Genomic DNA, 16080 nt, shown 5'->3' on the forward strand with positions numbered 1-16080 from the left:
TGGCGAGAATTCAGACTCCATAAGAAACGAGTATGAATTGACCCACTAAATCAGTCAAGTATTCACGCTTGCGGGTCATGGTCATCACGAACGGCATCAAAGTCTTCGTCCTCCAGTGGCGGCAAGGCATCGTTCTTATACTCGGCGTTCACCTTCTGGAGTGCCTTGCAGATCGTTTCGATACGATCATCAACCGCATGCATATGATCCAGCAGACTGCGGACAGAGCGAGCAACCGGATCTGGCATATCTTCGGTTACACCATAAGCATCGAAGCCCATCTTGCGCTCCATATCACGTCGCTTGCCATCATCGCCGGGGGAACCGGCCGGGCGTTTGACAATCACCCGACCTGGAATACCGACCACGGTTGCGCCTGCAGGAACAGCCTTTGTCACCACGGAGTTGGAGCCGATTTTGGCACCTTCCCCGACCTCAAAGGGTCCGAGTATTTTTGCTCCGGCACCAACCACCACGGCGTTGCCCAGCGTTGGGTGCCGCTTGCCTTTATTCCAGCTGGTGCCGCCCAATGTTACGCCCTGATACAGAGTAACATCGTCACCGATGACGGTGGTTTCACCGATGACCACTCCCATACCATGGTCAATAAAAAAACGGCGCCCGATCTCGGCTCCCGGGTGTATTTCAATGCCGGTGAACCATCTCGCCAGCGTTGAGAGGGTTCTGGCCAACCATTTGAATCCCAGCCCCCACAGCCAATGCGAAAGCCTGTGGAACAGCAACGCATGCAAACCCGGATAATTGGTCAACACTTCAAACGTGTTGCGGGCGGCAGGATCACGGTGAAAAACACTGTTAACGTCTTCTTTAAGGCGATCAAACATTATGGTCCTGCCTCTGTTCAGGCTGACTCACAGACTCATCCTCCGAGCTTTCACCGATACTGTTATTGCCGGCTGCTTTCTGCATGGCGGTTAATACGCCACGCAATATATTGATTTCCATTTGGTCCAACTGTGCACGCTGAAAAAGCCGCCGTAGGCGAGTCATCAACTGCCTGGGGTTATCACGACGATGGAACTCAATGTCCACGAGCACCTTCTCCAGATGCACAAAAAAACCTTCAACGTCCTTGACCGGGGCGAGCGACACATCCCAGCCGGGGTCCCCCGGTGACAGCATTGGTTGCAACTGGGCTTTGCCTTTGCCCGCCTCAAGACCACGGAGGTAGTGCATACGCAATTCATACGTCACCACTTGCACCGCCATTGCCAGGTTCAACGAGCTATAGTCCTCGTTGGAGGGAATATGGATATGGAAGTGGCAGCGCTGAAGTTCATCATTGCTGAGGCCGTGATTTTCACGACCAAACACCAGTGCTACCGGCCCCTGAGTAGCATGCTGTGCGGCTTTGTCTGCTGCATCTGGTGGCGCGATCACCGGCCAGGGAACTTTGCGCCCTCGGGCACTGGTCCCCATGACCAGAACGCAATCGTCGATCGCTTCTGCCAGTGACCCAACCACTTGCGCCCGGTCCAGGACATCCGACGCGCCAGCGGAGCGTGCATAGGACGTCTCGTCGGGAAACGAAACCGGATTCACTAACCACAGATTGAACAAGCCCATGTTTTTCATTGCGCGGGCGACTGCGCCAATATTTCCGGAGTGCGATGTTTCTACCAGGACAATTCGCAAGTTATCGTAATGAGATGTGGTGTGCCCAGAAGGCATTGCCGGTTTATACATATCGGAGTGTACTCTAAAGACCAGTCAGTGGGCGTCACAGGATACCAGAAGCAAGAACCCGGTCCGAGTCCAGAGCGTTAGCGGGCGCCAATATTCTGAGCATATGACACATCCGTGCTATTGCGCATCCAAAAAACGTATAAGCCAAAACCTCATTTTGATATGATACGCGGCCTTCACACAGCCAGGTGACGAATAGTCTGATGCAACCAGCAATTAAAATGGCTCTACGCGTCGCGCGTCAGGGTTCCGACTTTCTGAAAGCCCATTTCGAGCGACAGGAATTATCAGAGCGGGATCAACAGGACCTGCACAATCAACTCGACCGGGTTGAGCACTCCCTGTACGAAAATTTTTCTGAACAGCTTCAGAAAGCGTATAAAGACCACGTCATCGCCCCCATGGGTGAAGCTGATGCCGGGGAGCACGATAAAACATGGCATATATTTCCGCTTTTGGGCCGAGATAATTTTCTTCGCGGTATACCCGAGTTTGCCCTTGCGCTGATTCAGAAGAAAAACAATCGTGCCGAGCACCTGTTATTGGTTAACCCGATCACTGGCGAAGAGTACTCTTCCAGCCGTGGTCACGGTGCTGGCCTCAATAGCCGCCGTGTTCGCGCCGGCTCCGTCAAGCATGCGAGTGAAGCCGCAGTGGTAACCAACTTACTGGACCAGGCTCGCAATACGGACGACCCACTTATTTGGGGAGAGCTGGCCGCAACACTGGCGCAGCAAACCAGCTCCATTCGCACAACAGGCTGCGCTGCCCTCGATATTGCCCGGGTGGCTGCCGGTCACCTGGACGCAGCAGTGATTTTCCGTCCGCAAGCGGCGGACATCACCATAGGGTTGATAATCGCCAACGAGTCTGGCTCATTGACGGGTGATTTTTCGGGTAACCCTTCAACCGCCCAGAGTCGGCAACTGGTCGTTGCCAACCCCAAGTTGTTCAAAGAAGTCCTCAAAGTGCTCCACCCTTTCCGGAGCCGCCTGCCAAAGTAGACCCACTGACCTTCATCGATTGCTCCTACTTCGGTGAAACCATAAAAAAAGCCGCGTGACTCAAGTCATCGCGGCTTTTTTTATGGTTCTTCGTACTTTTCCGGGAAGCGCTGCCGTGTTCAGCGACGGCACCGAGCCCTGCAGTCAAACGGTTCTTCGTAGCCAACGCTTCAGGCTCTGAGGCCTCGAGGACCCAGGAGGCCAGGCTCAGGGCCCGCTGAGAAGCTGAAGCATCGGCTACATTATTGCGCGAGCTGTTCGATCACAACGTGAAACGTCTGCGCTGCCGCACCAATCCACAATGAACCTTTGTGCGAGACACCCCCCGAGTGACACCGGGTCTGCCATTACATCCTGTTCAGCCACTCTGGCGGCTGTTCGTCCTTCTCCGCACCTTCGACACCTTCCTTGGGCGGAATGATCAGGTCTTCGCGACTGACGCCGAACGCAATCAGTAAGCTGGCGGCCACATAGATTGACGAGTAGGTACCAACGACGACGCCAATGATCAACGCGATGGCGAAATTATTGATGGCTTCGCCACCCAGGAAATAAAGCGCGATCAACACGACCAAGGTTGTGCCAGACGTGTTCAAGGTACGACTGATGGTTTGATGGATCGACTCATTGATGACGTGCTCGGAGTCCCCCACCCGCATTTTTCGGAAATTCTCCCGAATGCGATCCGCAACCACGATGGTATCGTTCAAAGAGTAACCAATGACGGCCAGCAATGCCGCCAACACACTCAGATCAAACGTCCACTGGAACACCGCAAACACCCCGAGAATGATGATCACGTCGTGCGCCAACGGCAGCACCGAAGCAATGCCAAACTTGAACTGAAAGCGCATGCCGACGTAAATCAGCACAACGGCAAGCGCCAGCAGGAGCCCCAACCCGCTGTCTTCCTTCAATTCATCACCTACTTGTGACCCAACGAAGGCCGAACTAACCAACTCAAGCTCATCGCCCGTTGCCCGTAAGTCTTTGGTCACCCGCCCGGCCAATTCATCGTCAAAGGCATCGGAGAGACGCACCAATACAGAACTTTCGTCACCGAAGTTCTGAACCACGAAGTTTACGTAGCCAGCGTCTGTCAGAGTGTTACGGATACTATTCAGATCCGGCGCCTGCTGGTAGTCCAGTTCAACCGAAGCGCCGCCTGTGAAGTCTAGACCCAGGTTCAAACCCCTCACACCGAGTGCGATGACCGAACCAATGACCAGCAATATCGACATGATAGCCGCGGCTTTGCGAATCCCCATGAAATCAATGGGCTTTTTATCGACATCAGACATTAGCCAGTTTCCCCCCGATGGACAGCTTTTGGACTTTCCGGCCGCCGTAGGTCGCGTTCACAATACCCCGGCTAACCACCAGCGCAGAGAACATCGACGTCAAGATACCGATGCACAGCGTGATCGCGAAGCCCTTGACCGGGCCTGAGCCCATGGCAAACAGAATCACGGCCACCAGCAACGTGGTGATGTTGGCATCTACAATGGAGACAAACGCCCGCGAATAACCTGCGTTGATAGCAGACTGGGGCGGCATTCCCGACCTCAGTTCCTCTTTGATCCGCTCGAAAATCAGCACGTTGGCATCAACCGCCATACCAACGGTCAGAACGATACCGGCAATGCCGGGCAAGGTCAGTGTGGCCGATAGAATCGACATGCAGGCCAGCAGCAGCATCAGATTGATAGTCAGTGCCACGTTGGCGACTACGCCGAAACCGCGGTAGTAAACCAACATGTACGCCAGCACCAGCACAAAGCCAAGCGTAACCGACATGAAACCCGCGTCGATATTCTTTTGGCCAAGGCTCGGGCCAATGGTCCGCTCCTCAACAAAGTACATTGGTGCTGCCAGGGAACCGGCTCTCAGCAACAACGCCAGCTCCGATGCTTCGTTGATGGAGTCCAGCCCGGTAATCCGGAAGCTGGCGCCCAGCGCTGACTGAATCGTCGCCAAGCTGATGATGCTGCGCTCTTCTACCCGTTTGTCAACGGTTTCGACGACGCCATCCACCCTGCGCTCTTCGGTCTCGGTACGGAATTCAATAAAAATGACCGCCATCCTGCGCTTGATCGCGTCACGGGTAGCGCGGTTCATCATATCTCCACCCGGGCCATCCATGGTGATATTGACCTGAGGCTGGCTGTTTTCATCGAATGCCTGCTGGGCATTCGCAACGTTGTTGCCCGTTACAATAACCTCTCGTTCCAGTCGCGCCGTCCGATTGGGGTCATTGCGGAAAGGCAGCACCTCAGTCGCACCGGAGGGCGCGTCTTGTCTTGCCTCCAGCCGGAATTCAAGATTGGCAGTAGCACCGAGCACCCGTTTGGCCTGTGCCGTGTCCTGCACGCCAGGCAGTTCAACCACGATGCGGGCTCTGCCTTGGCGCTGAACAATGGGCTCGGCCACGCCGAGTTCATTGACCCGATTGCGAATCGTGGTCAGGTTTTGCTCGACCGCGTAGTCTTCGATCTGCCGTATTTCCTTTTCAGCGAGCGAAAGCACGAGTTCATACTCGCTCTCATCGCCGCGTCGCTCATCAAGCAGGAATTCGTTGTACTGCCGCTTGACCAGCTCAAAGGCCTCCGTCCTTGACGACTCGTCCCGGAATGTCAGTACGATGTCACGATTGTCGCCGACGTCGCCGCCGCGATACCGAATGCGCTCATCCCGCAACTCACGCTTTATCTCGCTGGAGTAGGCATCAAGACGCTGCGCCAATGCGCTGTCCATATCGACTTCCAGCAGGAAATGGACCCCGCCCCGCAAGTCCAGCCCCAACTTCATCGGCCCTGCGCCAATGCTGCGAAGCCAGTCCGGCGTAGACGGGGCCATATTCAGAGCCACCAGGTAGTCTTCCCCCAGTGCGGCCTGCACGATCGGCCGGGCTTTCAGCTGTGCTTCCGGGCCGGTCACGCGAACCAGACCATTTCGGTCCTGCAGACTGGCAGACTTCACGTCTATGCCAGCGTCTTTCACGCTTGAAACAGCTCGTTCCAACGCGCGCTCATCAATCGTGGTGCTACTTCGGGCACCGGTTATCTGAACGGCAAAATCGTCCGGATACAGGTTGGGTAATGCATAGACAAACCCGATCACCACCACTGCCAGGATGACCAGATTCTTCCAGAGAGGATATTTATTCAGCATGCGGTGCCTTTTTAAGCAACAGTCCGATTGTCAGGTGGAAACGTCGATCAGATATCTTTCAGCGTGCCTTTTGGCAGCGCCGCCGCAACAGCGACTTTCTGAACCTTGACTTCAACATTTTCGGCAATTTCAACAACAAGGAAGTCGTCAGTCACTTTGGTGATCTTGCCGGCAACGCCGCCCGAAGTGACAATTTCATCGCCCTTGTCCAATCCGGACATCAGCGCCTTATGTTCTTTCGCACGCTTTGACTGGGGACGCCAGATCAGTAGGTAGAAAATCAGGATAAAGCCGGCAAAGAAGATGACCTGGCCGATGACGCTCATGCCCTGCCCTGCAGGATCCTGAGCAAAGGCAAGACCTGGTACCAATGCTAACAAAGCAACAAAAAGGGTTTGTACAGCTTTCATGTGTATTCTCCGTTGGACGTTTGAAATTCGTTGGACGACACCCGGGCGAGGGGGCAGTTTCTATGACTCACATCGGAGGCACAGACTCGCCACGCCGGGCGTAGAACGCGTCAATAAAGTCGCACAATGTACCTGCTTCAATGGCCCCACGCAATCCGGTCATCAGGTTCTGGTAATACCGTAAGTTGTGAATGGTGTTCAACTGAGAACCCAGCATTTCTCCGCACTTATCCAGATGATGGAGATAACTTCTGGAAAAATTCTTACAGGTGTAGCAATCACACAAATCGTCCAGCGGTGCCGTATCGTGACGATGACGTGCGTTACGAATCTTCACGACACCGGTGGCGGTGAACAGATAACCGTTGCGGGCATTGCGCGTTGGCATGACACAGTCAAACATGTCGACACCCCGGCGAACCGCTTCAACAATGTCTTCAGGTTTGCCCACGCCCATCAGGTAGCGGGGTTTATCTGCCGGCATCTTGGCTGGCAAGTCGTTAAGAATCTTGATCATTTCTTCTTTCGGTTCACCTACCGAGAGCCCTCCGATGGCGTAGCCATCAAAACCAATCTCGGTCAACCCGGCCAGGGACTGCTCGCGAAGCCCAGGGTACATGCCGCCCTGTACGATCCCAAACAACGCCGCCGGGTTGTCACCATGAGCAACCTTGCTTCGCCTGGCCCAACGCAGAGACAGCTCCATTGATTCGCTGGCCTGATTCTGGGTAGCGGGGTATGGTGTACACTCGTCAAAAATCATGACAATGTCCGACCCCAGATCGCGCTGGACCTGCATGGCGATCTCCGGTGATAACTCCACCGGTGAACCGTCAATAGGCGACCGGAAAGTAACCCCCGCTTCGGTTATTTTACGCATCTCACCGAGGCTGAAAACCTGAAAACCACCGGAGTCGGTCAGAATTGGCCCGGACCATTGAGTGAAGTCATGCAAATCCCCGTGCGCCTTGATCACCTCGGTGCCGGGCCGGAGCATCAGATGGAAGGTATTGCCCAGGATGATCTCCGCGCCAATGGCTTCGATGTCACGGGGCAACATGCCTTTGACCGTGCCATAGGTGCCGACCGGCATGAAGGCGGGCGTCTCGACCTGGCCTCTCGGAAACGACAAACGGCCGCGCCGGGCTTTACCGTCTTCACCCAGCTTTTCGAAAGACATATAACAGCCGTTACTCACTGCGATTCTCCTGCTTCATTATTACGAGTAGTCAGGGCTCCCCTGCTTGGCACCTGCCCTGATATAAACATGGCATCACCGTAACTGAAAAACCGATAGCGTTCGCGAATGGCAGCGTCGTACGCCGCCATCACATTCGCCTGACCGGCGAATGCACTGACCAGCATGATCAATGTTGATTCCGGCAGGTGAAAATTGGTCACCATGGCATCGACACACTGGAACTGATAACCGGGGAAAATAAAAATATCCGTCTCACCGCGAAATGGCGCCAGCTTGCCACCAACGGACGCCGACTCAAGCGAACGGACCGACGTTGTCCCGACAGCCACCACTCGACCGCCCCGAGCCCGCGTTCGTGCCACGGCAGCGACGGTCGCCTCCGGCACATGGGCAATTTCGCTGTGCATGACGTGGTCTTCGACGCGATCGACCCGCACCGACTGAAACGTGCCGGCACCCACGTGAAGCGTCACATAGGCGCTTTCCACTCCATTATCCGATAACTCGGACAACAGCGCCTGATCGAAGTGTAGCCCAGCCGTGGGCGCCGCAACGGCGCCAGATTCACGAGCGTATACGGTCTGGTAACGTTCACGATCGGCAAGCTCATCCGGACGGTCAACGTAGGGCGGCAGTGGCATGTGCCCAATGCGTTCAAGCAACTCGAGGATCGGTTCCCCTGACTCGCACAAGAGCTCAAACAACGCCTCCTGACGCCCTGCCATTGTCAGTACGGACTGATCTTCCAGAATGATTCGCTGCCCTGGCTTGGGTGATTTGGACGATCGTACATGGGCCAGTACCGAGCACTCACCGGTCACTCGCTCAACCAGGATTTCCACCTGACCGCCAGTTTCCTTACGCCCAAAGAGTCGGGCCGGTATCACCCGGGTATTGTTAAACACCAACAGATCGCCGGGCGCCAGAAACCGGGTCAGCTCGCGAAATTGGTGATGGGATATGTGTCCGGATGCACCGTCGAGTGCCAGCAGACGTGAGGCGCTTCGCTCTGCCAAAGGATAACGGGCAATCAGTTCATCCGGCAGGTCAAAATGAAAATCCGAGACGTTCATCGAGAGGGCTGTTCGCTGATACCGCTGTTGTGCGGCCAATAATTGGTGCCGAGGGTCGGACTCGAACCGACACGCAGTTGCCTGCACGAGATTTTGAATCTCGCGTGTCTACCAGTTTCACCACCCCGGCATCGGAGAGTGGGGGCGATTATACTGAGGTTACCGATGAAAGCAACCGTCCAGGGCCCGGTTTTTTATGATTAAAGCTGATCAAACAACGACAAACGTGAAACTTGGGCAAAAGACAACTGAGCGGCTTCCAAAACAAAGCTTTCAAAGCTCAGACGACTGACGGCCTCGGCATAATCCAGATCACGCAGTTCGGAACGAATATCCTGGGCGTAAAGTGACGAATCTTCCAGAAAAGCCCGAGTTGACTCGAGTGCGTTCAGTCGCCCCCCGATGGCCGTCTGGGTTTTGAGCTGGCTCTCACTGGCGTTATCGAGATTGATCAAGGAATTGGCGATTAAATTGTCGAAGGCCGTCTGGCCGCTCGCAACGTTAGCGCTGGTGACCCCCGCGGCAAGGTCCAGATCCTGGAACTTCGCGCCATTGACGACCATCTGGCCGCCCGGTGTGCCGCCGTCGGTCGCCTGGAACACCAGATCACCGGCCAGCGACGTGATATTGAGGTCAGCACCACCCAATTCAGCTGAGATCTTTTCCAATGCCGGATCTGTGCTGGCATTGATGGCATCGCGCAGGTCCGACAGGTTGGTCAAACCGGTAAAAGTGACGCCATTGATCGTCAACGTATCATCGGCCTGAGGAGAGAAACTGGCCGCTGGTAACGTTGCCACGGCGGGCGTTTTGGACTGGTTCTCCAAACCATAGATGAGCTTCTCGACCGTGCCGAACACGGATTGTTTTTCGGCTGTCTGAATCAGAAAGCGGTCGCCGGCCTGGGCACCGGTGACTTCAAACTGAATTCCGGCGACCTCGATGCTAGCGCCATCCTGATAGGGTCCGGTCGCAATAGGGGTATACCCCACCGCTGCAGGATCATCTGACCGGAAGCGCAATTCATATTCCAGGCCTCCGGCACCGTCATCATTTACATCCACTACAAGATCGTCATTATTGGCAGAGTAGAACTGGTTATAGATATCCTGATCCAGCACCATACCTGTACTGATTCTGGCGCCGGACGTATTCCCCGTGCTGGCCGCAGCAAAAAAAGTTGGCTCGCTGGCAGGAACATCCATGAACAAACCCTTGCCCGGGTCACTGATCGCAATCTTGACACCGGAATCCACTTCGAGGGAGCGATGCCCCTCATCACCTTGATAAACCCAGTCACCGGAAATATTTTGTCCGAATGCCGGGGTGCCGCCTTTGAACCCACTGAAAATGTACTCACCCGACGCATCCCGGGTATTGCCGAGAGAGGCCAGTTGATCCAGCCGCTGCCTCATTTCAGCCGCCACCGATTTGCGATCGGCAGAGGACAACGAACCGTTGCCCGCCTGAACCGTCAGTTCGCGAACCCGCTGAATGACATCGTTAATATCCGCTAAGGTGCTCTCTTCCTGCTCGAGCCGACTCTCGGCAAGATTGACGTTACTTTGATACTGCTTGATCTGCGAGACTTCCTGGTCAAGTTTCAGAATCCTGGCGGCCGCGACCGGATCGTCAGCGGGGTTGAGCACCCGCTTGCCAGAAGATAATTGCTGCTGAGTCCTCTGAATGCCAGCGTTTAGTTCCTGCAGCCGGTTAATACCGCCCTGGAAAACCTGTTGCGATGAAATACGAACCATGGCCGTTTACCTCAACCTAGCGAAAGGTGCTCAGGAGCGTGTCGAATAGATCCTGAGCCACGCTCATGACCTGTGCGGAGGCGTTGTAAGCCGCCTGATACTGGATCAACCTGCCAGCCTCCTCGTCCAGATTGACACCGGACATGGACTCTCGCTGGTTGGTCGACTGCTCCAATAATGCGGCCCCGGCATCCAGGTCCAGTTGGCTCTGGCGGGTGCTCACCCCGACCTGTTCCACCAAGCCGCCGTAGGCTTCCGTAAAGCTTTGATTTCCGCCGTTCATCGTGTTGGCGGTTGCCAGCCCGCTCAGAAACTGAGCATTACGGTTGTCTGAAATACCATCAGCGTTATAGTTGATCAAAAAAACATCATTAGCCTGGGGGTTGCCGTTGACGGTGAATTGAAAACCCCGGTAATTGTCATCCCTGGGATCCTCCGAGAACAGCTTGTTCGATATCCCAGCCTGAAAGCTTTGCCCGCTCACCGGCGGCGTCAACGGTTGTGGGTTGGTTGGGTCGGTGGCGTCCAGAATCTCGTACTGGGTATCACTGATAAAACGCACCATCAACGGCGGTGACAACTCGCCACGGGTATTGAATGCCGGCAGCGGCACATTGGTCAAAGGGTTTCTCACGTCCAGCATGATGCCTTGGGATATCTCCCCGTCACCTGCGTTGCCATCGCCAGCCTCGGCCTTGATCGGGCTGGCGAGTGCGATGTCTTCCTCGCGCTCAACCTGGAGCTCTATGTTGGTGGCCCCCGATCGTGTTGGCCGAATCAGAAAACTGTCGCCTTCATTGAACGTGCCGGACTCGATCCGAACGTTGAACCCCGGCATGGTAATTTCGGCCGGAAGCGGCGAAGGCACCGGGCCCTGGCGCACAATCTCACCGCTTGCCCGATCCACCAGTTCATAGTTTTGCCCAGTATTCCCGGTAATCTGCAGTCTGAACGAACCGCCGATGAGCGCCGAGCTGTCTGTAATTTCAACCGCGACCACACCGTCCTTGGGTTGCTGATTGCCCGCATTGGCGGTCACCCGGCCAAGTTGTGCACTGACGCTGTTTATATCCGTAAAAAACAGGCCACCCAGATCACCCTCCAGATCCATACCAATCTGATGCTGATGGTTAATCTGATCGGATAGTGCTATGGCAATGCGCCCCAACTCATCGAATGCCGGGTCCAATGCGTCAGAGAGAAAGCTGCGAAGCCCTCCGAGTTTGCCGCCGACGACCTGTTCGGTGACGTCGCGGATTCGACCGCCCGTTTCGAGATTGAACTGCAGGGCGGTGGGATCTTCGTCACTACGCTGGGTGGATAATCGGGACGCCTCCCCTCCCACTACCAGTGCCTGGCCATTGCTCATCAACACATTGACCTGGCCACCCTCACTGGGGACAACCCGGACTTTCATAAGCTCCGACAGCTCCCGAAGCTTTTCATCCCGCTTATCGAGCAGATCGTTTGGCTCTTGCCCCTGGGCGAGCCCTGGAGATTCTGAGATCGCCAGATTCAACTCGGCAATGCTTGAGAGTAGCGCGTTAACGTCCGAGGTATTGGCCTCAATCTGTGCGTTCACCGATTGACGTTGCTGAACAAATTCTGAGTACAAAGACTGGAACCGATTGACCACGCCCTGGGCCTCGCTGAGCACCAGTTGGCGCTGGGGTAATGCCGCAGGATCCTCTGCCGCACTTTGAATGCTGGCAAAAAAATTGTTCAGTGCATCGTTCAGTCCGGTACGCTCGCCACCGAGCAGGTTGTCCAGACGGGTCAGTTCACGCTGCAGGGTGTCCTGCTCGTTAAACAGCGACGAATCCGTGCGCACTTGCTCGGTGATAAATTCATTGGCGAGCCGCCGGATATCGGTAATAGTAACGCCCGAGCCAATGGTACCCGCCCCGGTTTGGCGGCCGGGCTGGGTTTCGAAAACCACTTCCTGGCGGCTATAGCCTGGCGTATTGGCATTGGTAATGTTGTTACCGGTGGTATTGAGGGCCGACTGATGACTCAAAACCCCTGTCAGGCCGATATTGATGAGACCCGCCATAGCCGTTTACTCCCCAGAACCCTGGTTCAGTGAAAGAGAAGAATCTGTGCCGTTTTCAAACGCCTCACCGGCCAGGATGTGTCGAATTTTCGCGCCATACTCGGGATCTGTCGCGTACCCGGCGGCCTGCAACTCATCGGCAAAACGCGCTGGATCATCAGCTGATGCCAGTACGTCCCGATACCGGGGGTTACTTTCAAGAAACGCGACGTAATCCCGGAAACTGGCCTCAAAGCTGGGGTAAGCCCGGAAGGCCGCGCGCTCACTCATGGCGACACCCTCTCGATACTCGGTTGTTGCGATGTCCACAGACTCACCCTGCCAACGGCTATCCGACTTGATGCCAAACAGGTTAAAGCTGGGCGCGCCCTCACGGCTCTCGATCATGTGTTTGCCCCAGCCAGTCTCGAGCGCAGCCTGGGCCACCATAAGGCGAGGATTCAGGCCGCTCTCATCGGCAATACGTTCAGCCACCGGTAGCAGTTGCCGAACAAACGCTGCGGGGGACTCAAACCGAACTGGTAGGTCGGCGCCGGCAGGTTCGGCTGCCGGAGATTGCATGACGCCAGCTTCAATCACCTGGTTAACCTGGCGTAGTTGCTCCGGTAACTTTGGTGACAGGCTAGGCAGGCTGCGATCGTAATCGGCCAATTGGGCGCGATGCCCAGTTAGCTTCTCACCGGTTTCCGACATGCCGGGAATCTGACGACTGAGCTGTCGCACCAACGCTTCTGATAGCCCCAGACCTCGCTGCTGAGACATACTCAAGCTCAGTTGGCTATCAAACATATCCTGATAGAATTCCGACTGACTGCTGTTCAGGTAGTTACCCTCAGCCAACACTTTATTGGCCGCGCGCATGGACTTCAGCATTTCCGAGACGAACAAGCTTTCGAACTGTTTGGCCACTTGCTCCAGTGCCGATTTTTCATCCGTCCGCGCCTGAGCTTTCAGCGCGTTGAGACCGCTGAATTCGGTATAGACCTGGGCTTGCTGAAGACGGCTGTCCTGCATCACTTCACCTATATCACAATCAGCTCGGCGCGCAGTGCGCCGGCCTGTTTGAGCGCTTCCAGCACCGCCATGACATCACCGGGGGCGGCCCCTACCTGATTCACAGCCTGCACAATTTCATTGAGAGTAACGGCAGGCCCGAACTGGAACATTCTTGCCGGCTCTTCCGTCACGGCAATTTGACTATTCGGCGTCACCACGGTGCCCCCATCGGTAAAGGGATTCGGTTGACTGACATCCAGATTTTCCTGAATGGTCACCGTCAAGTTGCCGTGGGTCACCGCGGCCGGGCTGACCCTGACGTTCTGACCGACGACAATGGTACCGGTGCGACTGTTAATGACGACTTTGGCGGCGTCCTCGGCGGGGTTGACGTCCAGGTTCTCAAGAATCGAAAGAAAGCTCACCCGCTGTGAGGGATCACGAGGTGCTTTGACGGAGACCGACGTCGCATCATGCGCGTAAGCCATTCCTGCTCCGAGCGTTTCATTAATCACCTCAACCACACGGCGAGCGGTCGTAAAGTCAGGACGCAACAGATTAAAGGTAATGGTATCGCCCTGGGCGAACGGAGATATCACCTCCCGCTCAATGGTCGCGCCATTGGGAATACGTCCTACGCTGGGCACATTGACGGTGATTTTCGAGCCATCGGCACCGGCGGCACCGAATCCACCCACGACAAGACTGCCCTGAGCCATCGCGTAAATCTTGCCATCGGCCCCCTTCAAAGGAGCCATAAGAAGGCTGCCGCCGCGAAGGCTGTCGGCATTTCCGATTGACGAGACAGTGATATCCAAATCCTGTCCTGGCTTGGCAAACGGGGGTAAGCTGGCGTGAACTGTCACCGCCGCCACGTTGGCCAGATTGGGGTTGGTGCCTTCCGGGATGGTGACGCCAAATTTGGTCATCATGTTGCGAAAGGTCTGATTGGTAAACGGTGATTTGTCCCCGGTACCATCAAGCCCGACCACCAGTCCGTAACCTACGAGCTGGTTGGAACGCACACCTTTCACGCGCGCCATGTCTTTCAGACGATCCGCCAGCACCGGCGCTGACAGCAACACCAATACCAGCGCTGCAACACACCCGCGACGCAAATTCATAGCGGCCACCATTCACTGTTGAAGAACCGGGCCAGCCAGCCCATCTGGTTCGCTTGATCGAAGTCACCCGTGCCGCCGTAAGAAATCCGGGCATCGGCAATGCGCGTGGACGCAATGGTGTTATTGGGGGTAATGTCTTCTGGCCGTACCATCCCGGTCAGGCGGATGTATTCGTCGCCCGTGGTCAGTGACAACCATTTTTCACCTCGAATCCGCAACACACCGTTGGGCAGCACTTCGGTCACCGTCACGGTGATGCTGCCGGCCAGACTATTGCTTTGATCTGCTTCCGCCTGACCCTCAAAATCCCGCTCCAGGCTGAGATCAGTACCCAGATTCAAACCCGTGCGGCCCAAAATGCTGCCATCACTAAAGGAGATGTCATTGTCCTTGGTGATGCTGCTGCCGGCATTTTTGCTGGCCTGGGTAGACTCCTGCAGCGTCACCATCAGGACATCCCCCACGTTGAGCGCAATGGTATCGCCGTACAGATTGTAGTTACGGCTGCTTTGATAGATCGAGCCGGAACTGGCATCTCGCTGCATCATGGCTTGCGCCCTGACCGGCGCGTACGCCGGATCGTCAGGCATGGCCCGCGGACGGCTGACGGCGGTGCAACCCTGCAGCAGCATCAACACCGCTGTTACACCAATCACCCATGCTGACTGTCTGCGCAAGCCTGCCATCGCCATCACCCTCATTCTGTTCGCGCTGCGCCCAGATCAACCAATGTTATTGGTGATGAACTGCAGCATTTGATCGGTTGCCGAAACGACCTTGGAATTCATTTCGTAGGCCCGCTGGGTCGTAATCATGTTGACCAGCTCTTCGACCACTTGAACGTTGGAGGCCTCAGTGGCGCCCTGCTCGACGGTACCTAGACCGGCAATACCGGGCTCGCCCTCGGTGGGGTCACCGCTGGCATTGGTCTCGCGGTACAGATTGTTACCCATCGCCTGCAAGCCTTGCGGATTAACAAAATCCACCAGCGTGATGTTACCGAGGTTGACCGGTGCAGCCTGGTTGTTGACCACCGCTGACACCGTACCGTCTTTGCCGATCGTCACCGTGGTGGCGTTCTCTGGCACATTAATGTTCGGCTCCAGCAGATAGCCATCCGGGTTCACAACATCGCCGTCCGAGTTCAGTTGAAACTGACCATCCCGGGTATAGGCGATCTCGCCGTCCGGCAATGACACCTGGAAAAAGCCGCGACCATTCACCGCCATATCCAAGGGCTGATCCGTTACCTGCAAGTTGCCCTGCGAGAATTGCTTGGCGGTTCCCACCACCCGGACACCGGTACCAAGCTGCAGGCCTGACGGTAACTCGGAGTTTTCGGTCGATAGCCCACCCGGTTGCCGTTTTACCTGGTACAGCAGGTCCTGAAACACCGCCCGATCTCGCTTGAAGCCGGTGGTATTGACGTTAGCCAGGTTGTTGGAAATGGTGGTCATGTTGGTGTCTTGAGCACTCAACCCGGTTTTGCTGACCCACAATGCTGGATGCATATCCTTACTCCTCGTTGAACCCCGTTGGCGGCGAAATTTTGCCGCTTTCAGCCAAAAGGCTCCGGTTTTCGTG

Annotated in this window: 14 protein-coding genes and 1 tRNA gene; 1 reads left to right on the forward strand and 14 read right to left on the reverse strand. The window is 55.8% G+C overall.

What is annotated here, in order from left to right; translation table 11 throughout:
* Positions 1-62: 62 nt before the first annotated feature.
* Positions 63-845: a serine O-acetyltransferase gene (gene cysE / locus GRX64_RS03040; RefSeq protein WP_166263716.1), complete on the reverse strand. Its 783-nt coding sequence runs from the start codon at positions 843-845 to the stop codon at positions 63-65.
* Complete coding sequence (trmJ, locus tag GRX64_RS03045) at positions 838-1707, reverse strand: tRNA (cytosine(32)/uridine(32)-2'-O)-methyltransferase TrmJ (RefSeq protein WP_166263717.1); 870 nt, start codon at positions 1705-1707, stop codon at positions 838-840. The genes cysE and trmJ overlap by 8 nt, the downstream gene beginning before the upstream one ends.
* A gap of 203 nt (positions 1708-1910) precedes the next feature.
* On the opposite strand from trmJ, the gene GRX64_RS03050 reads away from it, so the two are divergent.
* Positions 1911-2711 carry an inositol monophosphatase family protein gene (locus GRX64_RS03050; RefSeq protein WP_166263718.1) on the forward strand — a complete coding sequence of 267 codons (801 nt, stop codon included), beginning with the start codon at positions 1911-1913 and terminating at the stop codon, positions 2709-2711.
* Between the two features lie 347 nt (positions 2712-3058).
* Here GRX64_RS03050 and secF read toward each other — a convergent pair whose 3' ends face one another.
* From secF to flgG, 12 genes are all read right to left on the reverse strand, one after another.
* Complete coding sequence (gene secF, locus GRX64_RS03055; protein WP_166263719.1) at positions 3059-4012, reverse strand: protein translocase subunit SecF; 954 nt, start codon at positions 4010-4012, stop codon at positions 3059-3061.
* Positions 4005-5882 carry a protein translocase subunit SecD gene (secD, locus tag GRX64_RS03060; protein WP_166263720.1) on the reverse strand — a complete coding sequence of 626 codons (1878 nt, stop codon included), beginning with the start codon at positions 5880-5882 and terminating at the stop codon, positions 4005-4007. The genes secF and secD overlap by 8 nt, the downstream gene beginning before the upstream one ends.
* A 47-nt stretch (positions 5883-5929) precedes the next feature.
* Positions 5930-6292 (reverse strand): preprotein translocase subunit YajC, encoded by a 363-nt coding sequence (gene yajC, locus GRX64_RS03065; RefSeq protein ID WP_166263721.1) that lies wholly within the window; start codon positions 6290-6292, stop codon positions 5930-5932.
* A gap of 67 nt (positions 6293-6359) precedes the next feature.
* Positions 6360-7472 carry a tRNA guanosine(34) transglycosylase Tgt gene (tgt, locus tag GRX64_RS03070; protein WP_166263813.1) on the reverse strand — a complete coding sequence of 371 codons (1113 nt, stop codon included), beginning with the start codon at positions 7470-7472 and terminating at the stop codon, positions 6360-6362.
* A gap of 14 nt (positions 7473-7486) precedes the next feature.
* Positions 7487-8566 carry a tRNA preQ1(34) S-adenosylmethionine ribosyltransferase-isomerase QueA gene (queA, locus tag GRX64_RS03075; protein ID WP_166263722.1) on the reverse strand — a complete coding sequence of 360 codons (1080 nt, stop codon included), beginning with the start codon at positions 8564-8566 and terminating at the stop codon, positions 7487-7489.
* Between the two features lie 43 nt (positions 8567-8609).
* Positions 8610-8696: transfer RNA gene (locus GRX64_RS03080), tRNA-Leu, on the reverse strand.
* 70 nt (positions 8697-8766) lie between these two features.
* Entirely contained in the window at positions 8767-10323 is a 1557-nt protein-coding gene (gene flgL / locus GRX64_RS03085) for a flagellar hook-associated protein FlgL (protein WP_166263723.1), read from the reverse strand.
* Between the two features lie 16 nt (positions 10324-10339).
* On the reverse strand, positions 10340-12376 hold the full coding sequence (gene flgK / locus GRX64_RS03090) for a flagellar hook-associated protein FlgK (RefSeq protein ID WP_166263724.1): 2037 nt from the start codon (positions 12374-12376) through the stop codon (positions 10340-10342).
* A 6-nt stretch (positions 12377-12382) separates the two neighbouring features.
* On the reverse strand, positions 12383-13390 hold the full coding sequence (flgJ, locus tag GRX64_RS03095; RefSeq protein ID WP_166263725.1) for a flagellar assembly peptidoglycan hydrolase FlgJ: 1008 nt from the start codon (positions 13388-13390) through the stop codon (positions 12383-12385).
* 8 nt (positions 13391-13398) lie between these two features.
* Entirely contained in the window at positions 13399-14496 is a 1098-nt protein-coding gene (locus GRX64_RS03100) for a flagellar basal body P-ring protein FlgI (protein WP_166263726.1), read from the reverse strand.
* On the reverse strand, positions 14493-15182 hold the full coding sequence (flgH, locus tag GRX64_RS03105; RefSeq protein WP_207308715.1) for a flagellar basal body L-ring protein FlgH: 690 nt from the start codon (positions 15180-15182) through the stop codon (positions 14493-14495). The genes GRX64_RS03100 and flgH overlap by 4 nt, the downstream gene beginning before the upstream one ends.
* Positions 15183-15218: 36 nt before the next feature.
* Positions 15219-16007 carry a flagellar basal-body rod protein FlgG gene (gene flgG, locus GRX64_RS03110; protein WP_166263728.1) on the reverse strand — a complete coding sequence of 263 codons (789 nt, stop codon included), beginning with the start codon at positions 16005-16007 and terminating at the stop codon, positions 15219-15221.
* Positions 16008-16080 lie beyond the last annotated feature (73 nt).

Source organism: Marinobacter caseinilyticus (assembly GCF_011074955.1).
Taxonomy (GTDB): domain Bacteria; phylum Pseudomonadota; class Gammaproteobacteria; order Pseudomonadales; family Oleiphilaceae; genus Marinobacter; species Marinobacter caseinilyticus.